We start from the raw sequence: 24,091 nt of genomic DNA, 5'->3' as shown, positions 1-24,091 counted from the left end.
TTCAACCCCCTCGGGCCCTCAGCCCTTGACTGCGCCGGACGTCAGCCCGGCGACGATGCGGCGCTGGAACGCCAGGACGATGACGACGATCGGGACGGTCACCACGACCGCCGCCGCGCAGATGGCGGTCGTCGGCTGCTGGAACTCCGACGCGCCGGTGAAGAACGCCAGCGCGGCGGGCACGACCCGGGCCCGGTCCGACGACGTCAGCGAGATCCCGAAGACGAAGTCGTTCCAGCAGAAGAAGAAGGTGAGGATCGCGGCGGTGAACACCCCGGGCGCGGCCAGCGGGACGATCACCTTGCGGAACGCCTGCCAGGTCGTCGCGCCGTCGACCTGCGCGGCCTGCTCCATCTCCCACGGGATCTCGCGGAAGAACGCCGACAGCGTCCAGATCGCGAGCGGCAGCGCGAACGAGATGTACGGGATGATCAGCCCCGGCCAGGTGTCGTACAGGCCGACGTCGCGCCACAGGTCGAACAGCGGCCCGACCAGCGACACCACGGGGAACATGGCGATCGCGAGCGCGAACGACAGGATCGCCTTCTTGCCGGGGAACTCCAGCCGGGCGATCGCGTACGCGACGAGCGTGGCGAACACGACGCCGATCACGGTCGCGATCAGCGAGATGCCGATCGAGTTGATCAGCGCGGCGGTGAACAGGTCGGTCTTGAAGACCGTCCGGTAGTTGTCCCAGGTCCAGTGGTGCGGCAGGAAGCCCTTCTGGTTGCCGATCTCGCCGGGCTGCTTGAACGACAGCATCACGATCCACAGGATCGGGAACACCGTCCACACGAGGATCAGCAGGGACGCCAGCGCCCACAGCCATTTCGAACGGGCGGTCTCCATCACTTCTCGCCTCCCCCGCGCTCGCCGCGCGCCTGCGCCAGGTCGACCCGGAACCCCTTGATGAACACGACCGCGATGAGGACCACCGACAGGAACAGCAGCACGCCGACCGCGTCGCCGAGCCCGATCGCGGTCCGGGTGATCGTCTGCCGGTAGGTGAGGAACGACAGCGTCTCGGTCTTCTGCTGGCCGGACGTCATGACGAAGACGTTGTCGAAGATCCGCCACGCGTCGAGCGTGCGGAACAGCACCGCGACGAGGATCGCGGCCTTCATGTTCGGGATCGTCACCCGGCGCAGCCGCTGCCACGCCGTCGCGCCGTCCACGGTCGCGGCCTCGCCGAGGTCGCCCGGCACCTGCGCCAGCCCGGCGAGGAGCAGCAGCGACACGAACGGGGTCGTCTTCCAGATCTCGGACAGGACGATCACGGTCATCGAGGACCAGCGGCCGGAGAACCAGGCGTAGTCGCCGAGCCCGAACCAGGAGTTCACGAACCCCGACTGCAGGTCGAACGCGTACTTCCAGGCGAACGCGGAGATCACCGTGACGATCCCGTACGGCAGCAGGATCGCGGTGCGGACGGTGCGCCGCGCGAAGACGGCCCGGTGCATCACCATCGCGAGCGCGAACCCGATGACGAGCTCCACCGCGACGGTGACGAAGGTGATGACGAAGGTGGTGAGGACGTCCTGCCAGAACAGCGGGTCGGACAGCGCCGTCCCGTAGTTGGCGAGGCCGACGAAGCGGCGGTCGTCCGGCGCGGTGATCCGGTAGCTGAACAGCGACAGGTACAGCGCGTTGACCAGCGGGTACGCGGTCACGACCAGCATGACGATCACGGCCGGCGCGGACAGGAGCAGGCCGAGCCGGCGTTCGGCGCGGCCGCGGTCGGAGATCTCCGCGGCGGGCGCCGCGGGCGTCCCGGCGGCCGGCGCGGTGTGCACTGCGGTCATCGTCGGTCCCTTCAGAGCAGGCGCTGGTCGCGCAGGACCTGGTGGACGAACGTCGCGGACTCGCGCGGCGTCGAGTTCGGGTTCACCGACGCCGGCGGGTGCCAGCGGCTCTGGATCGCGCCGGACACGTCGGTGTAGTACGGCGTGATCGGGCGCGGCGCCGCCGCGTTGATCGAGTCGCGGATCAGGTCCGCCATCGGGAACTGCTTGCGGATCTCCGGGTCGTCGTAGACGGCGGGACGCGCGGCCGGGTTGCCCTCGGCGAGCATGTACTCCTTCTGGTGCTCGGTGGACGTGATGCACGTGACCGCGTCCACCGCGAAGGTGTTCTTGTGCTTGCCGTAGGCGCCGATGGCGACCTCGATGCCGCCGAACGGCGGCTTGCTCTCCTGCCCGGGCGCGACCTTCGGGTAGCGGGCCCAGCCGATGTCGGACGGGATCGACTTGCCGATCACGCCGGCCTTGGCGTCGCTGGCGTCCGCGGCCCAGATGTAGGGCCAGTTGACCATGAAGCCGCCGCGCGCGCCGTTGAACAGGGCGCGGGACTGCTCCTCGATGTCGGTGGACAGCGTCGGGCTCGCGGCCCGCGAGGTCGCCAGCCGGCGGACGATCGTCGCCGCGGCCCGCCCGGCCGGGGAGTCGATGTCGATCCGGGCGTTGTCGCCCTTGCCGGCGTCGCTGACGATCTGCCCGCCGGCGGACGCGACGAGGGCGTTGATCCACACCATGTAGCCCTCGTACTTGTTGCCCTGCACGCCGACGGTGGTGCCGGTGCGCAGCGCCGCGTCGATCATCTTGTCCCAGGTGAAGTCGGGCGCGTTCGGATCGACGCCCGCCTTCTGGACGGCGGACTTGCGGTACCAGAGCAGCTGCGTGTTCGCCCAGAACGGCGCCGCGTACAGCTTCCCGTCCCAGGTGGAGCTCTGCACCGCCACCGGGAACACGCCCTGCGTGAACTGCGCCGCCTGGCTCGCCGGGAACGGCCGCAGGAACCCGGCGTTCGCGGCCTCCGCGACGAACACCGGGTCGAGGCTCATCAGGTCGAGCCCGCTGTCCTTGGCGGCCAGCCGCCGGACGAGCTGCTCGCGCTGCTGCGTGGCGTCGTCCGGCATCAGCGAGGTCTTGATCCGGTACTGCCCGCCGGACGCCTTGGAGCAGGCGGCGGCGAGCTTGTCCTGCCCGCCGTTGTCGGGGTTGATGTACCAGTTCAGGGTGGGGGTGCCGCCGCCTCCGCAGGCGGCGAGGGCGCTCGCCGGCAGCGCCAGCGCGACCGCGGCCCTCAGCGCGACCGCGGCCCTGCCCGTGCCCCTGACCCTGCGTGTGGTGGCTCTGCCTGCGGTGGATCTCCGTGCGCCCCTGGTGCTGCGTTCGCCCCTGGTGCTGCGTGCGGTCCCGGTGCCCCCGTGCCCCCGTGGACCGTTCCGTCCGGTTCTTTCCGCTCGTCCGACTCCCTCGACCATCGGGCCTCCCGAAGCCACCCACCATGTGCGGGCGCTTCGCCGGAACGCATCCATGGCGGGTCCGATTTCATGAGAACACCGGATTGGGTAACTGTCGAGATGCAAAGAGTGAGCGGTGAGCAGAAGGCAACGTAACGGCAACATGAAACACAGCCGAAACAAAGCGGCATAAGACACGAAACGGACACGGGTGATTCTCGATGGCGGACACCGGACCCGCGAAGGGGGAGACGCCGTGCCCACAGGGATCGATGCGGGCGACACCGCGTGGCTGCTCGCCAGCACCGCGCTCGTCCTGCTGATGACGCCCGGACTCGCGCTGTTCTACGGCGGGATGGTGCGCGCCAAGAGCACGCTGAACATGATCATGATGAGCCTGGTCTCGGTCGCGCTGGTGACCGTCTCCTGGCTCGTCGCCGGCTACAGCCTCGCGTTCGGCCATGATCTCGGCGGCCTCGGCCTGCTCGGCGGATTCGAGCACGTCGGCCTCAAAGGCATCACCCCGACGACACCCCATGGTCACGTCCCGGCACTGCTGTTCGTGACCTTCCAGCTCACCTTCGCGATCCTCACCACCGCGCTCATCAGCGGCGCCATCGCCGACCGCGCGAAGTTCTCCGCCTGGATGGTGTTCGTCCCCGTCTGGGCCCTCGTCGTCTACGCGCCGATCGCCCACTGGGTCTGGGGCGGCGGCTGGATCTCCGACCTCGGCGCCCTCGACTACGCCGGCGGGCTCGTCGTCGAGATCGCGTCCGGCGCGTCCGGGCTCGCGATGGCGCTCGTCCTCGGCCCCCGCATCGGGTTCCGCAAGGAGGCGATGCGGCCGCACAACCTGCCGATGGTGCTGCTCGGCGTCGGGCTGCTCTGGTTCGGCTGGTTCGGCTTCAACGCCGGCTCCGCGCTCGCCGCGAACGGGACCGCCGCCGCCGTCTTCCTCAACACCCTCGTCGCCGGCTGCACCGGCCTGCTCGGCTGGCTGCTCGTCGAGCAGCGCCGCGACGGGCACCCGACCACGTTCGGCGCCGCGTCCGGCGTCGTCGCGGGACTCGTCGCGATCACCCCGTCCTGCGGGTCGGTGAACGTGCTCGGCGCGCTCGCCGTCGGGCTCGTCGCGGGCGTCGTCTGCTCCTACGCGGTCGGCTGGAAGCACCGGCTCGGCTACGACGACTCCCTCGACGTCGTCGGCGTCCACCTCGTCGGCGGGATCATCGGCACGCTGCTGATCGGGCTGCTCGCCGTCCGCTCGATGACCGGCGACGCGGCCGGGCTGATCTCCGGGGGCGGCGGCGTCCAGCTCGGCAGGCAGGCGATCGCGGTCCCGGTCGTCGGGCTGTTCGCGTTCACCGTCACGTTCGCGGTCGGGAAGCTGATCGACAAGACGCTGGGGTTCCGGGTGTCCGCCGAGGACGAGACGAGCGGCGTCGACCTCGCCCTGCACGCCGAGACGGCCTACGAGCACGGTGTCAGCGTGCCCTTCTCGGCGGGCCACGCTGGCCCCCTCGCCAAGCTCGCCCACCCCTCCCCGCTGGGCCACGCCCACCAGCAGGAGCAGGGCGCCTAGCGGCGGGCGGCAGGAGCAGAGCGGCTGGCGGCGGGCGGCAGGAACCGGGACCTGGCGGCGGGCAGCAGGAACCTTGACCTAGCGGCGGGCAGCGGGAACGGGGCGGCTGGCGGCGGGCGCGCCGGGGCATGAGGAAGGCGCGGGAGGTTCGCGGACCCCGACCGACCCGCGATCCTCCCGCGCCTTCGCCTGTGGGGGACGGCGCGGAGGCTCAGTAACCGCCGCCCGTCCCGTACCCGGACCCGCCGCCGGAGCCGCCGCCGGACCCGGTGCCCGAGCCGCCGCCCGAGCCCGCGCCGGTCATGATCTTCGCACCGCTCGGCCGCGTCAGCCACCACACCCCGCCGACGCCCTGGCCCTTGGTGTCACCCGGCTGCTTGTCCTTCTCGTAGAAGTACATCGGCCAGCCGTTGATCGTGAGCTGGCACTTGCCGTCGTCCTTGCGCTCGATGAAGTTGACGACCTTCCGGCTGACGCCCTCCAGCTTGAGGTGCTTCCAGCCGTTGAACACCGCCGGCGGCCACGCCTTCTTGCACGCGCCGAAGCACGTCGAGTTCGGCGGCTTGCTGGTGTCCTTGTCGTAGCGGTAGAGGGTCCGGCCGTTCCCGTCGGTCAGGATCATCCCGAACTTCGGGTCGTTCTTCGCCTTGACGACCGTCCAGCCCTTCCACCTGTTCGCGGTCTTGGCCGCCGCGAGCGCCTTCTTGCCGGTCGGCGCCGCCGCATACCACTTCTTGCCGACGCCCTGCCCGCGCACGTCGCCGGGGCTCTGGTCCTTCACGTAGCGGTACAGCGGCCAGCCGGCGAGCGTGACCTGCCACTTGCCGTCCGGCCGCCGCACCTTCCCGACGAGCGCCGCCTCGACGCCCTTGACCTGCGTCGCGGCTCCGTTCGCCCACACCGGCGGCCACGCCTTCGCGCACGCGCCCGCGCACGTCGACGCGGGCGGCTTCGCCGTGTCGTCGTCGAACCGGTACAGCGTCCTGCCCTGCCCGTCGGTGACGACCTTGCCGAGTTTGGTGACGCTCGCGACCTCCAGCGTCGTCGGCGCGGCGGACGGCGACGGCGCCGCGGACGCCGACGGGTCCGCCTGGGCTCTGCTCCCCGCGGCGGCGTTCCGCTGCCCTTTCCCGTTCCCGTTCTCCTGCCCGCACGCCGACAGCACCATCCCGGACGCGATGAGGGCGGCCGCGGCGGGGAACGCCCATCGTGGGAAATGCATCTCGTGTCCTCCATGTGTTGTGGGCCCCGGCTCGGTCCGGGTACCGCACGCCGATCGAGGAGGCGGCCGCACCGCTCGTCCTGATCGAGGAGCAGTACGGTGAACGGCGCGGAACGGGTTCAACCTCGGGCACGTCCCAGGAAAAGCCCACGAACTGTGCAATCGAGGTACGCGTTGTCGACCCCCGACCGGCCGAGCCGCCCGACCCCCGACACGGCCGGCCTCTTCGCCAAGCAACCGCCGCCCGAACCGGACCCGCCGGCCGGTCCCGCCTGGCTCGTCGTCCCCGCCCGGGTGGTCGCGCTGATCGTCGTCGTGCCGTTCCGGTTGCTGTACGACCTGCTCGGGGTCGTCGGGCGCGGCATCGCGGCGTGCTGGCGGTTCCTCGTCCGGATCCCGCTGATCATCGCCGTCGCGCTGTACCGGTGGGTGCTGCGGCCGCTCGGCCTCGTCCTGTGGTGGCCGCTGCGGATGCTCGGCCTCGGCATCGCCGCCGCCGCGCTCTGGCTCTACCGGTACGTGCTGACGCCGATCGGGCACTTCCTCGACCTCGTCCTGCTCGGGCCGCTCCGCGCCCTCGGACGGGGCCTCGCGTGGCTCGGCAGGTGGATCGGGCGCGGGCTCGCGTGGCTGTTCCGCGGCATCGGACGGGTCCTCGCCGTCGTGCTCGTCCTGCCCCTCGTCCTGCTCTGGCGGTACGTCCTGCGGCCGCCGCTGCTCGGGCTCGCCTGGCTCGCGCGCTGGACCGGACGCGGCCTCGCCGCGGCCTGGCGGGCGTTCGCCGCCGCCGTCGTGTGGTCGTGGCGGCAGACCGGCCGCTGCCTCGGCTGGTTGCTACGCGTCTTCGTGGTCGTCCCGGCGCGCGCGCTGTGGCGGTACGTCCTCGCGCCGATCGGCGCGGGAATCGCGGGGACGTGGCGGCTCTCCGCCCGCATCCTGTCCTGGCTGTGGCGCACCCTGGTGGTCGCGCCCGTGCGCGTGCTGGTGGTGATCCCGCTCCGCTGGTTCGGGACGAACGTCCTGGCGCCCATCGGGCGCGGCATCGGCGCGGCGTGGCGCGTCACCGTCCGCGACCCGCTCCGGGCCGTCCGCCGGACGCTGCGCGAGGCGAGCCGCGACGTCCGCCGGACACTCCGCCGCACCTTCCTCGGCCGCTGAACCGGGCCCGGCCGCTGAACCGGGCTCGGCCGCTGAACCGGGCTCGGCCGATGCCCCTGGAACGGGGCCGATCAGCCCGAGCCCGGCTGATGAGCTGCGGAAAGGCGAACGCGCCGGTCTCCTGTGCGGAGACCGGCGCGCTCTGCGGTGATCGCTACTGCTCGTCGGCGGCGGAGCCGCGCCGCTCGGCGCGCTCGCGCATCTTCCTGAGCAGTTCCTTCCTCTGGGCCGCCTGATCGGCGGCGCCGCCCTGCGCGGCGGCCTCCCCGCCGCGCAGCGCGCGCCGCGAGATCTTCTTGCGCTGGCCGCCCACTCCGAGCATGCCGTTGCGGCCCCTGCTCCTGGACATGATCCACTCCCGTCCGGGCTGGTGTGCGTTCGGTCCTGCACCCCGGATCCGGCCGCGCGGGAGCGGTGGAAGCTCAGACGCCCCCGGCGTCGCGGCCGGATCGTCCGGCGGGACGCGGCGGGTGCACGCGCTGGAGGACGGGCCACGCGGCGGTGGCCAGGAGATCGCTGAACATGCCGCCACCGTAGGCACCGCCCGCACGCCGGGCAACGTGTTTTCGGCCGGACCGGTGCTGCGATACTGGCGGCGATGTATCGACTCCTGTTCTCACTGGTCATCGCCCGGATCTCCGCCGAGACCGCGCACCACCTGACGCTGCGGGCGCTGCGCGCGATCCAGGCCGTCCCGGGCGCGGCGCCGCTGCTGCGGCGGTTCCTCGCACCGCGCGACCCGGCGCTCGCCGTGCACGCGCTCGGCCTGGACTTCCCGAGCCCGCTCGGCCTCGCCGCCGGGTTCGACAAGGACGCCGTCGCCTACGAGGCGCTCGGCGCGTTCGGGTTCGGCCACGTCGAGATCGGCACCGTCACCGGGCGGCCCCAGCCGGGCAACCCGCGGCCCCGGCTGTTCCGCCTCGTCCGCGACCGGGCGGTCATCAACCGGATGGGGTTCAACAACGCCGGCTCCGAGGCCGCCGCCGCCCGGCTGCGGGACCGCCGTCCCGGGACGATCGTCGGGGTCAACATCGGCAAGACCAAGGTCGTCCCGGAGGCCGAGGCCGCCGCCGACTACGTCGCGAGCACCGAGCGCCTCGCCCCCCACGCCGACTACCTCGTGGTCAACGTCAGCTCCCCGAACACGCCGGGGCTGCGGAACCTGCAGGCCGTCGAGCACCTGCGGCCGCTGCTCACCGCCGTCCGCGAGGCCGCCGACCGGTCCGCGCCGCGCCGCGTCCCGCTGCTGGTCAAGATCGCGCCGGACCTCGCCGACGACGACGTCGACGCGGTCGCCGACCTCGCGCTCGACCTCGGCCTGGACGGGATCATCGCCACCAACACCACCATCGAGCGCTCCGGCCTGCGCAGCGACGCCGCGCTCGCCAAGGAGACCGGCGGGCTGTCCGGCGCGCCGCTGAAGGACCGGTCCCTGGACGTCCTGCGCCGGCTGCGCGACCGCGCCGGCGACCGGCTCGTCCTGATCTCGGTCGGCGGCGTCGAGAACGCCGACGACGTGTGGGAGCGGATCCGCGCCGGCGCCACCCTCGTCCAGGGCTACACCGGGATGATCTACGGCGGCCCGTTCTGGGCCCACCGCGTCCACCGCGACCTGGCGGCCCGCCTGAAGGCGAGCGCCTTCCCCACCATCGCCGCCGCCCGCCACCGCTGAGCCGCGGCGGGACACCGCGACGCAACGGGGACACCGCGACGCAACGGAGATCGCCGCTTTGCCGTGAGGTGATCATCGCGCGGGCAGGAGTGCGGGTATGCCACGCGAGACGCTGCTCCTCCGCATCGGCGCCGCGCTGGCCATCGCGCTCCCGGCGGTCGTGACGCGGGCCGCCGGGCTGCACCCGTCCGCCGTCCCCGCCGCGGTGATCTACGGCGCGGGCGTCCTCGCCGCCGCCGTCCTGCTGATGTGGGCGGCCGAGACGGCACGAGCCGACATGTCCGGGGCGCTCGCGCTGGCGCTGCTCGCCCTCATCGCGGTGCTCCCCGAATACGCCGTCGACGTGTACTACGCGTTCGCGGCCGGCACGAAACCGCACTACGCGGGCTATGCGGCGGCCAACATGACGGGCGCGAACCGGCTCCTCGTCGGCGTCGGATGGGCGCTGGTCGCGCTGGCGTTCACGCTCGGCGTCCGCCGGACGGCACGCCGCGGCGGGCGGCACGGAAAGCGGCGGCCGCCGCCGCGCGGCGAGCGACGGGACGTCCGGCTCGCCCCGCACCACCGGACGGAGCTGGGCTTCCTCGCGCTCGCGACCGTGCTCGGCTTCATCCCCGCGCTCACCGCCGAGATCGGGTGGTACATCGCGATCGTCCTGATCGGCGTGTACGTGATCTACCTCGGCCGGATCGCCCGGGGCGGCGGCGAGGACGTGGAGAACCTCGCCGGGGTGCCCGCCCGGCTCGTCACGCTGCCGCGCCGGATGCGCCGCGCCGCCACCGGCGCCGGGTTCGCGATCGGCACGGCGCTGGTGTTCATCTCCGCCGAACCGTTCGCGAACTCGCTGGTGGACGCCGGGTCCGCGCTCGGCGTCGACGAGTTCCTGCTGGTGCAGTGGCTCGCACCGCTGGCGTCCGAGGCGCCGGAGCTGATCGTCGCGGTGGTGTTCGCGTGGCGGCTGCGGGACGCCGACGCGATCGGCACGCTGCTGTCCAGCAAGGTCAACCAGTGGACGCTGCTGATCGGCAGCCTCCCCCTCGCCTACAAGGCGGGCGGCGGCGCCTGGTCGCTGCCACTCGACTCGCGGCAGCTGGAGGAGGTGCTGCTGACCGCGTCGCAGACCGTCCTCGGCCTCGGCCTGCTCATCGACCTCGTGCTGCGCCGGTGGGAGGCCGCGCTGCTGTTCGTGCTGTTCGCGATCCAGTTCGCGCTGCCGGGCGAGCAGGCCCGGCTGGTCCTGTCGGGGATCTACCTCGCGGTCGGCTTCACCGTCCTGATCAACCGGTACCGCGATCTCGGCCGCGCGATGGAGACCGTCTTCCGCCGCTAGGCCGCCGTTCTAGGCCACCTCGAAGAAGCCGTCCGCGATCAGCTCCGGCAGGACGGTCCCGGCGTGCGCCCGGACCTGGCCCGCGTCCATGCCGGTGAGCTGGGCGATCGCGTCGAGCAGCCGGTCGAGCGGGAGGGAGCCGTCGCAGACCCCGGCGAGCGCCGCCTCGACCGTGCCGACCCCGGCGGCCCGGCGCAGCCGCGCGGTCTGCCGCAGCACGATCCGCTCGGGGTCCTCGGCGCCCGGCGCGCCGACCTGTTCCTGGACGAGCCCGTCCGCCGCCCGCACGCGCGATCCACAGCCTGTGGAAAACTTTTCGGCGTTCCCGAACCCGTCCATGACGCTTTCCACATAGGCGCCGACCGGTTGGTCGACGGCCTGCCGCAGCTCCTCGATCCGGACGGCGGGACGCGCGCTGCGCCGCAACGTGATCCACCCGAACCCGATGCCCGTGACGCCCTGCCGCTCGAAGTGATCGAGCCACGCGTCGTAGCGCGCCCGGTATTCGGGCGTCCCCGCCTCGCATGAATCGCGCAGCCACAACTCGGCGTACTCGGCGGGGTCCTGGACGTCCCGCTGGACGATCCACGCGTCGCAGCCCGCCGTCCACGCGCCGACGCGCTCCTCCCACGGGACGCCCTCGACGTGCAGCCAGTTGGCCAGGAGCTGGCAGTATCCGCCGTCCTCCAGCATCTCCGGCGCCGCGCCGACGAGCCGCCGGCAGAAGTCGTCGCCCGGCATCCCGGACTCCCGGTAGGTGAACCGGCGGTCGCCGGACGGCGCGACGACGAACGGCGGGTTCGACACGATCAGGTCGAAGCGGCGGCCCCGCACCGGCTCCAGGAGCGAGCCCTCCAGCAGCTCGACGCCGTCCATTCCGGACAGCTCGAAACTCATCGCGGCGAGCTCCAGGGCGCGCGGGTTCACGTCCGTCGCGGTGATCCGGCCCGGGCGCAGCCGGTCGTGCAGATGCACCGCCTGGACCCCGCAGCCGGTGCCGAGATCGAGCACGTTATCCACAGGCCTGTGGACGACGAGGCGGGCCAGATTCCCCGACGCGCCGCCCGCCCCCACGACGTGGTCGTCCGCCGGGACCGTCCCGGAGCCGGGCCGCACCTTCAGATCGGAGACGGCGTACCCCGCGTGCCCCTCGCCGCTCACCGACTCCAGCGGCTCGACGTGCAGCAGCGGCCGCACCTCCGCACCGGACGGCTCGGCGAGCCCGGCCGCGACGAGGTCGCGCACGTCGAGCCCCGCCGCGTCGAGGGCGGACGCGTCCACCGGCACCTGCAACCAGAACAGCCGGGTCAGCAGCTCCAGCGGCGACCCGCCGCGCGTGGCCCGCAGCGCCGGGACGATCTCGTCGCGCGCCAGCGCGCCGCCCGCGACCGGTCCGAGCAGTTCGCGCACCCCGCCGACGGTGTAGCCGGCGCCCTCGAACGCGGCACGGACGCGACGCAGCGGCTCCCGAAGATCATCCATCCGCCCATCCTGCCCGACCGTCCACCGGCATGCGCGAACCCCGCCCCGCGCCACCCCGCGCCGCGCCGCCGCACCCCAAGCCCGGCCCGGCGCCGCACGGACCTCAGACGTCGCGATCGCGAGCGAAGCCGGATTCGTGCGAAGCGAGAATCCGATCGCGCGGCGAGCCCCTGGGCGAGTCGGAGCGATGCAGCGATCGCACGCGTCGTCCGTTGCAGGAAGGCCGTCTAGTGGTCTGACGCCGAGGACGACGCGATCAGCTCCAGCAGGCCTGGGAAGCGGGCGTTGAGGTCGTCGATGCGGACCTCGCTGCGGCGCTCCAGGCCGTACTGGCGCTGCCGCAGGACGCCGGCCTCGCGCAGCGCCTTGAAGTGGTGGGTCAGCGACGATTTCGGCCGGTCGAAGCCGAACCAGCCGCAGGGGTGGTCGAACTCCTCGCGGTCGAGGAGGAGCCGGCGGACGATCTCCAGCCGCAGCGGCCCGCTGAGCGCGCCGAAGATCGTCTCCAGCCGGAGGTCCTCGGCGGCCGGTTCCGGCAGGGGCTCGGGCAGGCCGGGCGGTTCGGGCAGCACCCTGATCGCCGGTCGCGCGGTCTCCGCCGCGGCGCTCCCCGGCCCGCCGGTCGCCGTCGTCGCCATGTCGCGTCCCCTCTCCCCGCTTGTACGAGTTTCATCGTACTGCATGCTAAGTTCGAAAAAAGTCGTACTGCTTCGGCGAAGGGACCCCCATGTCGCACGCCCCGACGATCCGCGCCCCCCACGGCGCCCGGCACCGGGACATCCGCACCCGCTGGATCTGGCTCGCCGCCTGGCCCGTCACCGCCGTCTTCGTGCTGTCGAACGCCGCCACGCCGCTCTACGTGCTCTGGCAGCGCGACATCGGCTTCTCCAAGGGCACGCTCACCGTCGTCTTCGCCTTCTACATCGTCGGGCTGCTCGGCTCGCTGCTGGTGTCCGGCGTGCTGTCCGACCGGCTCGGCCGCCGCCCCGTCCTGCTGCCCGCGCTCGCCCTCGCCCTCGTCGCCTGCGGCGTCTTCGCGACCGCCGGCACCGTCGCCGCCCTCATCGCCGCCCGGCTGCTGACCGGCATCGCCGTCGGCGCCACCGTCTCCGCCGGCTTGGCCGCCGTCACCGACGTCGCCGGGCCGTCCCGCCGCCGCCTCGCCGCGCTCCTCGCCTCGTCCGCGATGGTGTTCGGCGCCGGGCTCGGGCCGCTGCTGTCCGGCGTCCTGTCCGAGACGCTGCCCGCCCCGACCGTCACCGTGTTCGCCGTCGAGGCCGTCCTGCTGGCCACGGCGGCCCTCGTCGTCGTGCGCATGCCGCTGCCGCGCCCGTCCACTCCCAGCGGTGGCCCCACCGCCGGCCCCGCCGCGCGGTCGTGGATCCGCGTGCCGGGCGTCCCGCGCGAGAACGCCATGCGGCTCGTCCTCGGCATCGCGGTCTTCGCGCCCGGCATCACCGCGACGTCGTTCGTCCTGTCGCTCGGCCCGTCACTGCTGTCGGGGCTGCTCGGCACCGGGAACCGGATCGTCGCCGGCGGCATGGCGTTCGTCATGTTCGCCGCCGCCACCGGCGTGCAGTTCGCGGTCCAGCGGCTGCCGCGGCGCGCCATCCTCGTCGCGGGCGCCGCCGCCACGGTCGCCGCGATGGCCTCGCTGGTGATCGCCGTGCACGGCGCGTCCGTCGCGGCGCTCGCCGCGTCCGCCGTCCTCGCGGGCGCCGGGCAGGGCATGGGCCAGCTCGGCGGCCTCTCGCTGCTGAACGCCGCCGTCCCGGCGCGCCGCCTCGCCGAGGCCAACGCCGCGTTCAACATCGGCGGCTACGTCCCCGCCGGCCTCCTGCCGGTCACCGCCGGCTACCTCAGCGACGCCGTGGGCCTCACCGCGGGCGCCACCCTCTTCGCCACCGCGCTCGCCGCCCTCGCCGCGACCGGCGGCGCCGTCGTCCTCACCGCCCGCCGCCACGCCGGCGATCAGGACAGGTAGTTCTGGAAGCCCTTCGCGAGGGACTCCGCCATGCGCTGCCGGAACGAGGCGCTGGTCATCTTGGCCGCGTCGCCCTTGTTGCGCATGTTCCCGCACTCGATGAACACCTTCGGGACCGTCGACATGTTCAGCCCGCCGAGGTCGCTGCGCTTGTCGATGGCCTTCGTGCCGAGGTACGTGGAGTAGGAGATGCCGGTGCCGGAGTGGTACGCGTCCCGCAGCGCCGTGCCCAGCTTGGCGGACGGCGCGACGATCTTCGCGTTCTTGCCGACGGCGAGGGGCTCGATGATGTGGAACCCGTGCCCGGACGCGGCGGCGCCGTCGCCGTGGATCGAGATGGCGGCGTCGGCGTGCGCCTCGTTGCCGATCGCCGCCCGCTGGTCCACGCACGGCCCGACGCCCGTGTCGTTCTTGCGGGTCAGCGTCACCTTCGCGCCCTCGGCCCGCAGGATCTTCGCGAGCCGGTTCGACACGTCCCAGGTGAAGGCGTGCTCGGAGTAGCCGGAGACGGTGTCGGTGCCGGTGGTGTCGCACTCCTTGGTGCCGTTGCCGACGTACACCTTCTTGGCGATCTCGCGCGGATGCGAGGCGTTGCCGCCGTTGTGGCCCGGGTCGATCACGACGACCTTGCCCGCCAGCGGACGCCCGCCGGACCCCTTGGGCGAGGCGGGGCCGCCCGCCGAGGTGCCCTTCGTCGCTCCCGCGGTCGGCGGCTCGGCGGTGTCACCGGCCGGCGACGCCTTCCCCCCGGACGACCCGCCGCACGCGGCGAGCGCGCCGAGGCACAGCGCGAGACCGGCGACCGCTGGACCGCCTCGTTGGATGCGCACAGGCCGTCCTCCGTGATGACTTCGTTACCGACCCTGACAGTCTGCACACGCGCGGGAGTTCGTCAAACGAAGTCGGAGAAACGGGTACGGCGAGTTCCGGCCGTACCCGGTCAACGGGGACGGCCGTACAGGACCGGTATGCGACGCGACCGGCCCGGAGTGGCAGGGCCCGTCAGAGGAGCGGGTCTTCCTTGCCCAGGAGCGCGGCCAGCGCGCGCGCCTCGTCCGCGTCCAGGCCGAGGACCACGCGGGGGCGCCCCCAGGGGTGGTCGATCGAATGGGCGACGTAACTGGCGACCGACTCCGAGACCTGCTCGGCCAGGCCGCGCGCGTGCCGCCACTGCGACCACGCCTGCTCCAGTTCGCTCGCCGCACGCTGCGCGCACGACACCAGTTCCGGATCACGCACGAGCTGAACCCCCTTGGGTGAACACGACCCTTACCCCGTCCGTCGGCCGCGCGGGCGGCCCCATACAGGAACCGCCCGCGCGCCACGCCGAGCGGTGAGTCCATTAAGGCGCCGGGAAGCGCGCGCGGGCCGGTGAATGCGGCAGGCTTGGCCAGCCCCTTACCCGCGCCACACCACTTCGAGGAACGCCCGGCCGTCCGGAGCCGCGGGCAGGCGCGAGGGGAGCACCCGAGGCGAGGGCGAGGGGAGCACCCGCGGGCGGACGTGCGAAGGACGTGGACGGGCGCGAAGGGCGCCCGCGGGCGGCGTGAGGGGAGCACCCGCGGGCCGCGACCGCGCCCGGGCGGCGGCGGGCCGCGCTAGACGGCGGGAGCCGGGCCGGTCGTCGAACGGATCACCAGGTGCGGGACGACGAGGTTCTGCTTCGCGGCCCGGGACGGGTCGCCGATCCGCGCGGTCAGCAGCTCCGCGGCCACCCTCCCCATGTCCCGCCGCGGCTGGTCCACGCTGGTCAGCGAGATGTGCCGGATCGCGGCGAGATGCGTGTTGTCGTAGCCGACGATCGACAGCTGCTCCGGCACCGACATGTCCAGCTCGTCCGCCGCCGACAGCGCGCCGGTCGCGACCAGGTCGTTCGGCGCGAAGATCGCGGTGGGCCGGTGGTCGCGGCGCAGCAGCTCGCGGGCCGCCCGGTAGCCGCCGTCCTCGGTGAAGTCGCCGGGCTCGACCACGATCTCCTCGCTCAGCCCGTGCCGGCGCATCGCCTTCTCGTACCCCGCCCGCCGGTACCGCGCCGTCGTCGAGCGCGCCCCCTCGATGTGCGCGATCCGCCGGTGCCCCAGGCCGACCAGGTGGTCGACGGCCAGGCTCGCGCCCAGCTCGTCGTCGTCCACCACGATGTCGACCCCGACGACGTCGCGCTCGCCGACGACCACCACCGGGACGCTCGCCGCGGCCTCCTTCAGCGACTCCGGGACGACGCTGAGCAGGACGAGGCCGTCCACCCGCATCTCCAGGAACGCCTCGACGGCCTCCGCCTCGAACAGCGGGTCCCAGCGGCCGCTGCCGACCAGCATCCGCAGCCCGGCGCCGTGCAGGCTCTCCTGCAGGCCGTCCAGGAACTCGGCGAAGAACGGGTTGTGCAGGTCGGCGACGATCGCGCCGATCAGCCGGGTGCGGCCCTCGACCAGGCTGCGCGCCACCGCGTTCGGCCGGTAGCCGAGCTCCCGGGCCGCCTGCAGCACCGCCTGCCGGCGCCGCTCGCTCACGTGCGGTGACCCCCGCATCACCAGCGAGACGAGCGACTTGGAGACGCCGGCCCGCTCCGCGACGTTGCGGATGGTCGGTTTCGGCGCGGGCACCGGCCTCCCCTCGTCGCTGCGCGCCGCGGAGGCGGGGGCGCGCGGCGGGGGCACCGCGCCCTCTCCCACCACCGGCGTCTCGTGCGGGGGGCTTGCTTCACCAGCTGACATGGCACTCCGTCCAGGGGGGCCTAGGCATGCCTCAAATGGTCTTGGCGGCACCTGCCGCGGCGGCGCGCCGCGGGGGGCCGGCACGCCTCCTGCGCCGCGGAGGAGATGCCATGATGCCCCTCCTTCGCCCCGAATCGTCGCAACAGTGAGTAACGGGCATACGACAATGCCAGTTGCGGCCTGTGGTGTTCCGGATCACAGCGGCGTCGGCGGGTGATCACGACCCGGTGAAAAGCCCGCCCGGCGCGGCGCGACCGCGACCCGCCCGCGCCGCCCTCGGATACGCTGCCCAGGTGGCAGAACGTGCGGTGGCCGGCGGTAAGGCGCGGAGCCGGCAGGGCGGCGGGCAAGGACGCCGCAGGCTCAGCGTGGACGAACGGCGAGAGGAACTGATCGAGGCGGCGCTGCAGCTGTTCAGCACGCGCTCGCCCGAGGACATCTCGATCGACGACGTCGCGGCCGCCGCGGGCGCCTCGCGCGCGCTGGTCTACCACTACTTCGGCGGCAAGTACGAGCTGTACCTCGCGGCGCTCGGCAGCGCCGCCAAGCAGCTGTCGGTGCTGCTGGAGCCGCCTGCGGAGGGCAAGCCGCTGGAGCGGCTGCGGGTGTCGCTGGAGCGCTACTTCGACTTCGTGGAGAGCCACGCGGCCGGTTACACGGCGCTGCTGCGCGGCGGGCCCGCGGACCGGTCCGGGGAGGTCGGGGAGATCGTCGACGGGATCCGGCAGCTGCTGCTGGACCGGATCCTGCACTCGCTGGACGTGGAGACGCCGCCGCCGATCCTGCGCATCACGCTGCGCTCGTGGATGGCGTCGGTGGAGACCGCGGGCCTGGACTGGCTGGACAACCGCGACGTGACCCGCCCCGAGCTGGAGGCGCTCGTGGTGGACCAGCTCGTCGTGATGCTGCACGTGGCCGGCAAGCACGACCCGTCGACCGGCGCCCTCTTCGACCGCCTCGCCCAGGAAGAGATGAGCGTCTGACGCCCGGCCCGTTCTGCCACATCGGGAAGATCCGGTGACCTCATCCGGTCACGCGCCGTCAACCTGAGCCGTCGCGCGAGCGCGGGGTTGAACAGGACCGGGGTTGAACAGGAACTGTCCCGCTCGCCGGTTGCGAGCGGGACATCCCGATCGGACGGTGATCGGCCCGGGACCGCGATTCTCGGATGACCGTGGTCCCGGCCCGTTCGTCCAGGAGGCCGCTGCGGCGTCCCCGCGCGTAATCGACGTGCGAGTCGTCCAGGGGCCTCCTGACCGCCCCCCCAGTTGTTCGGCCGGGTGCTTCCGGCAGGGCTCGGCTCGAGCCCGGCCGGCCGGAGCGGCTACTCCGACCGCTGCTGCGGGATGCCCGCCAGCAGCGCGCGCACCTCCGCCTCGCGGTAGCGCCGATGCCCCCCGAGCGTGCGGATGGACGTGAGCTTTCCCGCCTTCGCCCACCGCGTGACGGTCTTGGGGTCGACGCGGAACATCGTCGCCACCTCCGCCGGCGTCAACAGGGGCTCGGCCTCTGGCGTACGTGCTGACATGTTTGCGGCCTCTCCTCCGTGGACCGATGACAGCGATCCTGCGATTGATCCTCGCGCGGTCACTGATGTCCCCTATGGCCCGAAAGAGCCACTATGACATCACAACGTGTAACCTTGCCACCACTCAGCGCAACAAGCAAGTTCCTGGCGGTAGTTGCGTGCAAACATCCCCGCCGGGGCCGGGAGCTGCGCGTGTCCGGTGATGACTGGGTCACGCTGCGTGATTCTAGCGACACGTATAGTCGTATCGCGCGCGGATTCGGGAAATTTGTTTTAGTTCGCCGATTCGAGGGCCCGCACGGGCCTCCAGCGCGCGAGGAGACGCTTGTACATCGCCACGGTCAGCTCGACCTCACCGCGCTCCATCCCGGTGAGCGCGACGGCCATCTCGGCGACCGACTCGTCCCCCTGCAGCGTCCGGTCGTCCAGCAGGTGGACCAGGCCGCCGTAGTCCAGCTCGACCAGCGCCCGCGGATGGAACTCCCCGAGCCACCGGGCGAGCGTGTCCAGCCGGCCCGCCGACAGCAGGAAGACCTCTCCCGACCCGTCGCCGAGGTTCTCGCGCACCACCGGGAGGGCGGCGGCGACCCGGCGGCGCGCCTCCCCCATCGAGGTGACGTAGATGAGGGTACGCGCAGGAGCCGCCGTAGCAGGGCCATGACCTGCATGTTCCTGGGACGCGTCGTCCGCCGGCGGGTCCGCCGCGCCCTCCGCGGCGCCCTCTGCGGCGCCGTATCCGGTGCCCGGAGCGCCCAGCATCAGGCACCGCTCCCCGCGGGCGAACGGCACGAACCAGTCCAGCGGGACGTGCCACGTACTGGTCAGGATGTGCGGCCGCAGCGGGCGGCCCGCCCGCTTCCACTGCTCGAACTCGCGCGTGACGCGCTCCGCCTGCGGCGGCGGGACGAATGCGGCCGCGAGGCCCGCGGCGTGCTCGCCGCGGAACCGCTCGAACGCCAGCCAGGACCGCAGCCGCGTCTCCCACGGGGAGACGTAGATCGTGTCGTCCACGCGCCGGACGTAGGCGTCCCGGCTCTCCCGGTCCGGGACGACCTCCGGGGGCACGCCGACGATGCGGCGCGCCGCGTCGCGGTGCTCGGCGCCGAGCGCGTGGATCCGGCGGGGCCGCCGCCTGGAGTCGGCATAGGCCGTCCACAGGGTCCGCGCGGGCTCCGGGAAGGCGGTCACCGGTTCATATATCCGTAGGTACGCCGCGTACGGAAACACCACCGCATCGTGACATGAGACCGGACGAACGCTGCCGCGAACACGCCATACCGGCGCCCCTTAGTCTGATCTACAGACAGAGAGGAGGGCACTACCGTGCCTAATGTCTTCGGGTCGCCCCACAAGGGCACAGAGCCCCGACACGAGCAGGTCGTCTTCTGCCAGGACGAGGCCAGCGGCCTGCGCGCGATCATCGCGATCTACTCCACCGCGCTCGGCCCCTCGCTGGGCGGCACCCGCTTCTACCCGTACGGGTCGGAGGAGGAGGCGCTCACCGACGTGCTGAACCTGTCCCGTGGCATGGCCTACAAGAACGCCATGGCGGGCCTCGACCTCGGCGGCGGCAAGGCCGTCATCATCGGTGACCCCGCAAAGGACAAGTCCGAGGCGCTGCTTCGGGCGTACGGGCGGTTCGTCCAGTCGCTGAACGGCCGCTACTACACGGCGTGCGACGTCGGTACGTACAGCGAGGACATGGACGTGGTGGCGCGGGAGTGCCGGTTCGTCACCGGGCGGACGGTCGCGCACGGCGGGGCTGGCGACTCGTCGATCCTCACCGCGTACGGCGTGTTCCAGGGCATGCGCGCCGCGGCGGAGACGGTGTGGGGCACGCCTTCCCTGCGCGGCAGGAGGGTCGGCGTGGAGGGCGTGGGCAAGGTCGGCCACAGGCTGGTGGAGCACCTGCGCGAGGACGGCGCGGACGTGGTCATCTGCGACGTCAGCGAGGCGGCGGTGGAGCGCGTCCAGGCGCTGCACCCGGAGGTGGACGTCGTCGCGGACAAGGACGAGATGGTCCGTACGGAGCTGGACGTGTACGCGCCGTGTGCGCTCGGCGGCTCCCTCAACGACGACACGGTGCCGCTGCTGTCCGCGAAGGTGGTGTGCGGGGCGGCCAACAACCAGCTCGCCCATTCCGGCATCGAGAAGCGCCTCGCCGACCGCGACGTGCTGTACGCCCCCGACTACGTGGTGAACTCCGGCGGCGTGATCCAGGTCGCGGACGAGATCGAGGGCTTCGAGTTCGACCGGGCGAAGGCGCGCGCGTCGGGGATCTACGAGACGACCCGGAAGATCTTCGCGCTGGCCGCCGACGAGGGCGTCCCGCCGGCGGTGGCGGCCGACCGGCTCGCCGAGCGGCGGATGTCCGAGATCGGACGCCTGCGCGGCATTCTCCTCTGAGCGGACATCTCCGAGCGGGGCACCGCTCCGGATCGCCGCGGGCCCGGTTCGCCCGGTTCCGCGGCGGTCCGTCGCGTTTCGGCCGATGGAGCCGGGTCTCGCGCGGCGTGTCGCGGTGGCCCGCGGCGCCGCCCTGCGGGGCGCCCTGACCACCGGATACACTGGAGTCCTCAGCAACAAGAGCGCCGCCACGTACCGTCGATGTACCGAGCCGGGCGCAAAACGGGTACGGTTGTATCCGTGACTGACGCATGGCTCATCAGGCACCGGTTCGTGTGGTACACGCGCGCGTTGATGGGCCCACGAAAGCCCTGACCATCGAGGGGGTCGAGCCAATGGGTCGCGGCCGAGCCAAGGCCAAGCAGGTGAAGGTTGCCCGCCAGCTCAAGTACAACAGCGGCAACACGGACCTCGACCGCCTGAAGCACGAACTCGGAGTCAACGACTCCGGCGACGACTCCTACGACGAGCTCGCCGAGAAGTACGCGGACTTCGCCGATGACTACGGGACCGAGGACCGCAAGGACGGCACCTCCGGTTGACCGGCTGACAACACGCCACTGCCCGCTCGCGCGGGCAGTGGCGTTTGTTCGGTTTCGGGCACCCGGCCCCCAGCACCCGTGAGCGGCCGCCCGCGCGGCTGAGAGCGGCCTGGGGTCGCGTTCCGCACCTCGGACGCATCAGTGGACCCACGGGTCTCCGGAGCGTCCCAGCGTCGCGCTCAGCGCCGCGCCGCTCCACCCGGGCACCCGAGCGGGACGGAACGGACGCGTCGCCACAGAACGGGCGGGTCAGGCGAGCACGGCCTGGCCGGTGCCCTCGGTGATCTCGCCGAGGACCCACGACGGCACGCCGCGCGCCGCCAGCAGCCGCAGCGCCTCGTCGGCGGCGTCCGGGGCGACGATGGCGGCCATGCCGACGCCCAGGTTGAACGTCTTGTCCATCTCCGCCTGCGGCACGTCGCCGTGCCCCTGCAGGACCCGGAACACCGCGGGCACTTCCCACGACGAGCGGCGCAGCGCCGCGTCCACGGTCGGCGGCAGGGACCGCGCCAGGTTCGCCGCGAGCCCGCCGCCCGTGATGTGGGCGAACGCACGGACGCCCCCGGCCCGCGTCAGGGCGAGGCAGTCCTGCGCGTAGATGCGGGTCGGCGTGAGGAGCTCCTCGCCCAGCGGACGGTCCAGCTCCGACGGCTGCGACTCCAGGCCGAGATCGGTCGCCGCCAGGATGTGGCGGACGAGCGAGTACCCGTTGGAGTGGATGCCGGACGACGCCATCGCGATGACCGCGTCCCCGGGGCGGACCCGGTCCGGCCCCAGCAGCTCGCCGGCCTCCACCACGCCCGTTCCGGCGCCGGCGATGTCGAACTCGTCCGCCTCCAACAGGCCGGGGTGCTCGGCGGTCTCCCCGCCGACCAGCGCGCAGCCCGCCAGGGCGCAGCCGTCCGCGATGCCGCCGACGATGTCGGCGATGCGTTCCGGGACGACCTTGCCGCAGGCGATGTAGTCCGTCATGAACAGCGGCTCGGCCCCGCATACGGCGAGGTCGTCGATGACCATGCCGACGAGGTCGTGCCCCACCGTGTCGTACACGCCGAGGCGCCGCGCCAGGTCGACCTTGGTGCCGACACCGTCCGTGGACGTCGCCAGCAGCGGCCGCTTGTAGCGCAGGAAGGCGGACGCGTCGAAGAGGCCCGCGAAGCCGCTGGCGTCGTCCACGACCTCGGGACGCCGCGCGCGCGCCACCCGCGACTTCATCAGCTCCACGGCGCGCTCGCCCGCCGCGATGTCCACACCGGCGGCCTCGTACGAGGTCATCGGGTGACCTCCAGCAGGTGCTTGCCGCGGGCGGCGTCCTCCACCGGGATGGGGTAGACGCCGTCGAAGCACGCCCGGCACAGGTTGTCCTTCGGGATCCGCGACGCGGAGATCAGCTCGTCCAGCGAGATGTAGCCGAGCGTGTCGGCGCCGATGGAGTCGCGGATCTCCTCCACCGACAGGTTCCCGGCGATCAGCTCGGCCCGGGTGGCGAAGTCGATGCCGTAGAAGCACGGCCACGACACGGGCGGGCTGGAGATGCGCACGTGCACCTCCTTGGCGCCCGCGTCCCGCAGCATCCCCACGATCGCCCGCTGGGTGTTGCCGCGGACGATGGAGTCGTCCACCACCACCAGGCGCTTGCCCTCGATCGCCTCGCGCAGCGGGTTCAGCTTCAGCCGGATGCCGAGCTGGCGGATCGTCTGCGACGGCTGGATGAACGTCCGGCCGACGTAGGAGTTCTTCACCAGGCCCTGGCCGTAGGGGATGCCGGACGCCTCCGCGTAGCCGATCGCGGCCGGGGTGCCCGACTCCGGCGTCGGGATCACCAGGTCGGCCTCGACCGGGTGCTCGCGGGCCAGCCGGCGGCCGACCTCCACCCGCGTCGCCTGGACGCTGCGCCCGGCGATCGTGGTGTCCGGCCTGGCCAGGTACACGTACTCGAACAGGCAGCCCTTCGGCCGCGGCTCGGCGAACCGCTCGGACCGGACGCCGCCGCCGTCGATCGCGATCAGCTCGCCGGGCTCGATCTCCCGGACGAACCGGGCGCCGACGATGTCGAGACCGGCGGTCTCGGACGCGACGACCCAGCCGAAGTCCTCCAGCGCGCCCAGCACCAGCGGGCGGATGCCCTCCGGGTCGCGGGCCGCGTACAGGACGCCCTCGTCCATGAAGACCAGGGAGTACGCGCCGCGCGTCACCGGGAGGATGTCGCGCGCCGCCGCGAGCGGGCCGCCCTCGCGGGTGGCCAGCAGCGCGGTCAGGACCTCGGTGTCGGTGGTGGCGGTCAGCACCCCCGGCTCCAGCCGGGCGGCCAGGTCCGGGGTGTTGATCAGGTTGCCGTTGTGCACCAGCGCCAGCCCGCCCGACTCGGTCGAGCGGAACGTGGGCTGCGCGTTCTCCCACGTCGGCGAGCCGGTCGTGGAGTAGCGGCAGTGGCCCACGGCGATGTGGCCGCGCAGGGTGTTCAGCACCGACTCGTCGAAGACCTGGGCGACCAGGCCCATGTCCTTGTAGACGACGATCCGGGAGCCGTCGCTTACCGCGATGCCCGCCGACTCCTGCCCGCGGTGCTGGAGCGCGTACAGGCCGTAGTAGGTGAGCTTGCTCACTTCCGCCCTGGGCGCCTGGTCCGCGGGGACCCAGACGCCGAACACACCGCAGGCGTCCTGCGGGGGGCGGTCGGAGGGATCGATGTCGTGGCTCAGACGTCCGTCACGGAGAGGCACACCAGCCAGTCTAGATGCCCCCTTCACCTGCTCGGATCGGTGGATCTCCTTAACCGACCTTTACTCCCCGCGAGCACGGCCTTCAGCGTCCGCACGCAAATCTGGTGGCCGACACGTGGAGGAACCTATGACGCTGCCTGGGTACCGGACCTATTCGCCTCCCGCTCCGCCCAGGCGGAGCGGTCTGGCACGGGCCTCACTGGTGCTCGGCATCGTCGGGCTCCTAGGGCTGGCCCTGTGCCTGCTGGGGCTGATCCCGGCGCTGGTGGGGCTCGTCCTCGGGACGATCGCTCTCGTCCGCGGGCAGTCCGAGCGGTGGCCCGCCGTGGCGGGGGTCGTGTGCTCCGGCATAGCCGTGGTGGTGGGCGCCCTGGCGCTGTTCTGGCTGCTGAGCAAGGCGGCCATGTGCGGGGACACGTCCCGCTACCCGAACGACGAGGCGCGGCAAGGGTGCGTGGAGCAGGAGTTCCCGTTCGTCCGCGAGACGTCGAACCCCTGATCCCGTACCTC

Annotated in this window: 23 protein-coding genes; 9 read left to right on the top strand and 14 right to left on the bottom strand. The window is 72.6% G+C overall.

From position 1 onward, the window contains the following. Window positions 1-18: 18 nt before the first annotated feature. The 3 genes from AB0C78_RS15680 to AB0C78_RS15670 are packed head-to-tail and all read right to left on the bottom strand — an operon-like array spanning window position 19 to window position 3,262. Window positions 19-849, bottom strand: coding sequence for a carbohydrate ABC transporter permease (locus tag AB0C78_RS15680; RefSeq protein WP_360747526.1), 831 nt, complete (start codon window positions 847-849; stop codon window positions 19-21). Next, the gene (locus AB0C78_RS15675) at window positions 849-1,802 is read right to left on the bottom strand and encodes a sugar ABC transporter permease (protein ID WP_151542618.1); all 954 of its coding nucleotides are present in this window, start codon (window positions 1,800-1,802) and stop codon (window positions 849-851) included. The genes AB0C78_RS15680 and AB0C78_RS15675 overlap by 1 nt, the downstream gene beginning before the upstream one ends. 11 nt (window positions 1,803-1,813) lie before the next feature. Continuing rightward, complete coding sequence (locus AB0C78_RS15670) at window positions 1,814-3,262, bottom strand: extracellular solute-binding protein (RefSeq protein WP_360747523.1); 1,449 nt, start codon at window positions 3,260-3,262, stop codon at window positions 1,814-1,816. Window positions 3,263-3,497: 235 nt separating this feature from the next. Here AB0C78_RS15670 and AB0C78_RS15665 point away from each other — a divergent pair, with 235 nt between their 5' ends. Then, window positions 3,498-4,823, top strand: a complete 1,326-nt coding sequence (locus AB0C78_RS15665) for an ammonium transporter (protein WP_360747520.1) — start codon at window positions 3,498-3,500, stop codon at window positions 4,821-4,823. A 211-nt stretch (window positions 4,824-5,034) separates the two neighbouring features. Here the strand turns inward: AB0C78_RS15665 and AB0C78_RS15660 are convergent, their stop codons facing one another. After that, window positions 5,035-6,045: an SCO0930 family lipoprotein gene (locus tag AB0C78_RS15660; RefSeq protein ID WP_360747517.1), complete on the bottom strand. Its 1,011-nt coding sequence runs from the start codon at window positions 6,043-6,045 to the stop codon at window positions 5,035-5,037. 174 nt (window positions 6,046-6,219) lie between these two features. Between AB0C78_RS15660 and AB0C78_RS15655 the strand changes: the two genes are divergently transcribed. Beyond that, window positions 6,220-7,203: a hypothetical protein gene (locus tag AB0C78_RS15655; RefSeq protein WP_360747514.1), complete on the top strand. Its 984-nt coding sequence runs from the start codon at window positions 6,220-6,222 to the stop codon at window positions 7,201-7,203. A gap of 154 nt (window positions 7,204-7,357) precedes the next feature. On the opposite strand, the gene AB0C78_RS15650 is transcribed toward AB0C78_RS15655, so the two are convergent. Beyond that, on the bottom strand, window positions 7,358-7,552 hold the full coding sequence (locus tag AB0C78_RS15650; protein ID WP_360747511.1) for a DUF6243 family protein: 195 nt from the start codon (window positions 7,550-7,552) through the stop codon (window positions 7,358-7,360). Window positions 7,553-7,801: 249 nt separating this feature from the next. On the opposite strand from AB0C78_RS15650, the gene AB0C78_RS15645 reads away from it, so the two are divergent. Together AB0C78_RS15645 and AB0C78_RS15640 are read left to right on the top strand one after the other, a co-directional pair. After that, window positions 7,802-8,875, top strand: coding sequence for a quinone-dependent dihydroorotate dehydrogenase (locus AB0C78_RS15645; protein ID WP_360747508.1), 1,074 nt, complete (start codon window positions 7,802-7,804; stop codon window positions 8,873-8,875). Between the two features lie 97 nt (window positions 8,876-8,972). After that, the gene (locus tag AB0C78_RS15640; protein ID WP_360747505.1) at window positions 8,973-10,205 is read left to right on the top strand and encodes a sodium:proton exchanger; all 1,233 of its coding nucleotides are present in this window, start codon (window positions 8,973-8,975) and stop codon (window positions 10,203-10,205) included. Window positions 10,206-10,214: 9 nt separating this feature from the next. Here the strand turns inward: AB0C78_RS15640 and AB0C78_RS15635 are convergent, their stop codons facing one another. Together AB0C78_RS15635 and AB0C78_RS15630 are read right to left on the bottom strand one after the other, a co-directional pair. Then, the gene (locus AB0C78_RS15635; RefSeq protein WP_360747502.1) at window positions 10,215-11,687 is read right to left on the bottom strand and encodes a class I SAM-dependent methyltransferase; all 1,473 of its coding nucleotides are present in this window, start codon (window positions 11,685-11,687) and stop codon (window positions 10,215-10,217) included. Between the two features lie 227 nt (window positions 11,688-11,914). Then, window positions 11,915-12,325 (bottom strand): ArsR family transcriptional regulator, encoded by a 411-nt coding sequence (locus tag AB0C78_RS15630; RefSeq protein WP_360747499.1) that lies wholly within the window; start codon window positions 12,323-12,325, stop codon window positions 11,915-11,917. Between the two features lie 89 nt (window positions 12,326-12,414). Between AB0C78_RS15630 and AB0C78_RS15625 the strand changes: the two genes are divergently transcribed. Continuing rightward, window positions 12,415-13,671 carry an MFS transporter gene (locus AB0C78_RS15625; RefSeq protein WP_360747496.1) on the top strand — a complete coding sequence of 419 codons (1,257 nt, stop codon included), beginning with the start codon at window positions 12,415-12,417 and terminating at the stop codon, window positions 13,669-13,671. On the opposite strand, the gene AB0C78_RS15620 is transcribed toward AB0C78_RS15625, so the two are convergent. The 3 genes from AB0C78_RS15620 to AB0C78_RS15610 form a co-directional block, all read right to left on the bottom strand. Next, window positions 13,659-14,501, bottom strand: coding sequence for an N-acetylmuramoyl-L-alanine amidase (locus AB0C78_RS15620; RefSeq protein ID WP_360747493.1), 843 nt, complete (start codon window positions 14,499-14,501; stop codon window positions 13,659-13,661). The two genes, AB0C78_RS15625 and AB0C78_RS15620, sit on opposite strands and share 13 nt — an antisense overlap. 172 nt (window positions 14,502-14,673) lie before the next feature. After that, window positions 14,674-14,910, bottom strand: a complete 237-nt coding sequence (locus AB0C78_RS15615) for a hypothetical protein (protein ID WP_151542608.1) — start codon at window positions 14,908-14,910, stop codon at window positions 14,674-14,676. 359 nt (window positions 14,911-15,269) lie between these two features. Further along, a complete protein-coding gene (locus AB0C78_RS15610) occupies window positions 15,270-16,271 on the bottom strand; it encodes a LacI family DNA-binding transcriptional regulator (RefSeq protein ID WP_360747490.1) in 1,002 nt (333 codons plus the stop codon). A 404-nt stretch (window positions 16,272-16,675) separates the two neighbouring features. On the opposite strand from AB0C78_RS15610, the gene AB0C78_RS15605 reads away from it, so the two are divergent. Further along, complete coding sequence (locus tag AB0C78_RS15605) at window positions 16,676-17,365, top strand: TetR/AcrR family transcriptional regulator (protein ID WP_225991928.1); 690 nt, start codon at window positions 16,676-16,678, stop codon at window positions 17,363-17,365. A gap of 341 nt (window positions 17,366-17,706) precedes the next feature. Here the strand turns inward: AB0C78_RS15605 and bldC are convergent, their stop codons facing one another. Together bldC and AB0C78_RS15595 are read right to left on the bottom strand one after the other, a co-directional pair. Beyond that, window positions 17,707-17,910 (bottom strand): developmental transcriptional regulator BldC, encoded by a 204-nt coding sequence (bldC, locus tag AB0C78_RS15600; protein WP_012850682.1) that lies wholly within the window; start codon window positions 17,908-17,910, stop codon window positions 17,707-17,709. 273 nt (window positions 17,911-18,183) lie between these two features. Next, window positions 18,184-19,098, bottom strand: coding sequence for a hypothetical protein (locus AB0C78_RS15595; RefSeq protein ID WP_360747487.1), 915 nt, complete (start codon window positions 19,096-19,098; stop codon window positions 18,184-18,186). Between the two features lie 135 nt (window positions 19,099-19,233). Here AB0C78_RS15595 and AB0C78_RS15590 point away from each other — a divergent pair, with 135 nt between their 5' ends. Together AB0C78_RS15590 and AB0C78_RS15585 are read left to right on the top strand one after the other, a co-directional pair. After that, on the top strand, window positions 19,234-20,316 hold the full coding sequence (locus AB0C78_RS15590; RefSeq protein ID WP_151542605.1) for a Glu/Leu/Phe/Val dehydrogenase dimerization domain-containing protein: 1,083 nt from the start codon (window positions 19,234-19,236) through the stop codon (window positions 20,314-20,316). 335 nt (window positions 20,317-20,651) lie between these two features. Continuing rightward, on the top strand, window positions 20,652-20,858 hold the full coding sequence (locus AB0C78_RS15585) for a DUF3073 domain-containing protein (protein ID WP_360747483.1): 207 nt from the start codon (window positions 20,652-20,654) through the stop codon (window positions 20,856-20,858). A gap of 249 nt (window positions 20,859-21,107) precedes the next feature. Here AB0C78_RS15585 and purM read toward each other — a convergent pair whose 3' ends face one another. Next, window positions 21,108-22,133, bottom strand: a complete 1,026-nt coding sequence (gene purM, locus AB0C78_RS15580) for a phosphoribosylformylglycinamidine cyclo-ligase (RefSeq protein ID WP_360747480.1) — start codon at window positions 22,131-22,133, stop codon at window positions 21,108-21,110. Then, the gene (purF, locus tag AB0C78_RS15575) at window positions 22,130-23,581 is read right to left on the bottom strand and encodes an amidophosphoribosyltransferase (RefSeq protein ID WP_360747477.1); all 1,452 of its coding nucleotides are present in this window, start codon (window positions 23,579-23,581) and stop codon (window positions 22,130-22,132) included. Before purF ends, purM begins: the two co-directional genes overlap by 4 nt. 127 nt (window positions 23,582-23,708) lie before the next feature. On the opposite strand from purF, the gene AB0C78_RS15570 reads away from it, so the two are divergent. After that, window positions 23,709-24,080: a DUF4190 domain-containing protein gene (locus AB0C78_RS15570; protein ID WP_360747474.1), complete on the top strand. Its 372-nt coding sequence runs from the start codon at window positions 23,709-23,711 to the stop codon at window positions 24,078-24,080. Window positions 24,081-24,091: the final 11 nt, after the last annotated feature.

Source organism: Actinomadura sp. NPDC048394, assembly GCF_040651755.1.
Classification (GTDB): Bacteria; Actinomycetota; Actinomycetes; order Streptosporangiales; family Streptosporangiaceae; genus Spirillospora; species Spirillospora montaniterrae.
The sequence above is the reverse complement of the archived record's forward strand: the minus strand, read 5'-3'. Positions and strand labels throughout refer to the sequence as shown.

Coding starts and splice junctions, on each gene's coding strand:
- AB0C78_RS15680 (WP_360747526.1), bottom strand. CDS start 849: ATGGAGACCGCCCGTTCGAAATGGCTGTGGGCGCTGGCGTCCCTGCTG.
- AB0C78_RS15675 (WP_151542618.1), bottom strand. CDS start 1,802: ATGACCGCAGTGCACACCGCGCCGGCCGCCGGGACGCCCGCGGCGCCC.
- AB0C78_RS15670 (WP_360747523.1), bottom strand. CDS start 3,262: ATGGTCGAGGGAGTCGGACGAGCGGAAAGAACCGGACGGAACGGTCCA.
- AB0C78_RS15660 (WP_360747517.1), bottom strand. CDS start 6,045: ATGCATTTCCCACGATGGGCGTTCCCCGCCGCGGCCGCCCTCATCGCG.
- AB0C78_RS15650 (WP_360747511.1), bottom strand. CDS start 7,552: ATGTCCAGGAGCAGGGGCCGCAACGGCATGCTCGGAGTGGGCGGCCAG.
- AB0C78_RS15645 (WP_360747508.1), top strand. CDS start 7,802: ATGTATCGACTCCTGTTCTCACTGGTCATCGCCCGGATCTCCGCCGAG.
- AB0C78_RS15640 (WP_360747505.1), top strand. CDS start 8,973: ATGCCACGCGAGACGCTGCTCCTCCGCATCGGCGCCGCGCTGGCCATC.
- AB0C78_RS15635 (WP_360747502.1), bottom strand. CDS start 11,687: ATGGATGATCTTCGGGAGCCGCTGCGTCGCGTCCGTGCCGCGTTCGAG.
- AB0C78_RS15630 (WP_360747499.1), bottom strand. CDS start 12,325: ATGGCGACGACGGCGACCGGCGGGCCGGGGAGCGCCGCGGCGGAGACC.
- AB0C78_RS15625 (WP_360747496.1), top strand. CDS start 12,415: ATGTCGCACGCCCCGACGATCCGCGCCCCCCACGGCGCCCGGCACCGG.
- bldC (WP_012850682.1), bottom strand. CDS start 17,910: ATGTCAGCACGTACGCCAGAGGCCGAGCCCCTGTTGACGCCGGCGGAG.
- AB0C78_RS15585 (WP_360747483.1), top strand. CDS start 20,652: ATGGGTCGCGGCCGAGCCAAGGCCAAGCAGGTGAAGGTTGCCCGCCAG.
- purM (WP_360747480.1), bottom strand. CDS start 22,133: ATGACCTCGTACGAGGCCGCCGGTGTGGACATCGCGGCGGGCGAGCGC.
- AB0C78_RS15570 (WP_360747474.1), top strand. CDS start 23,709: ATGACGCTGCCTGGGTACCGGACCTATTCGCCTCCCGCTCCGCCCAGG.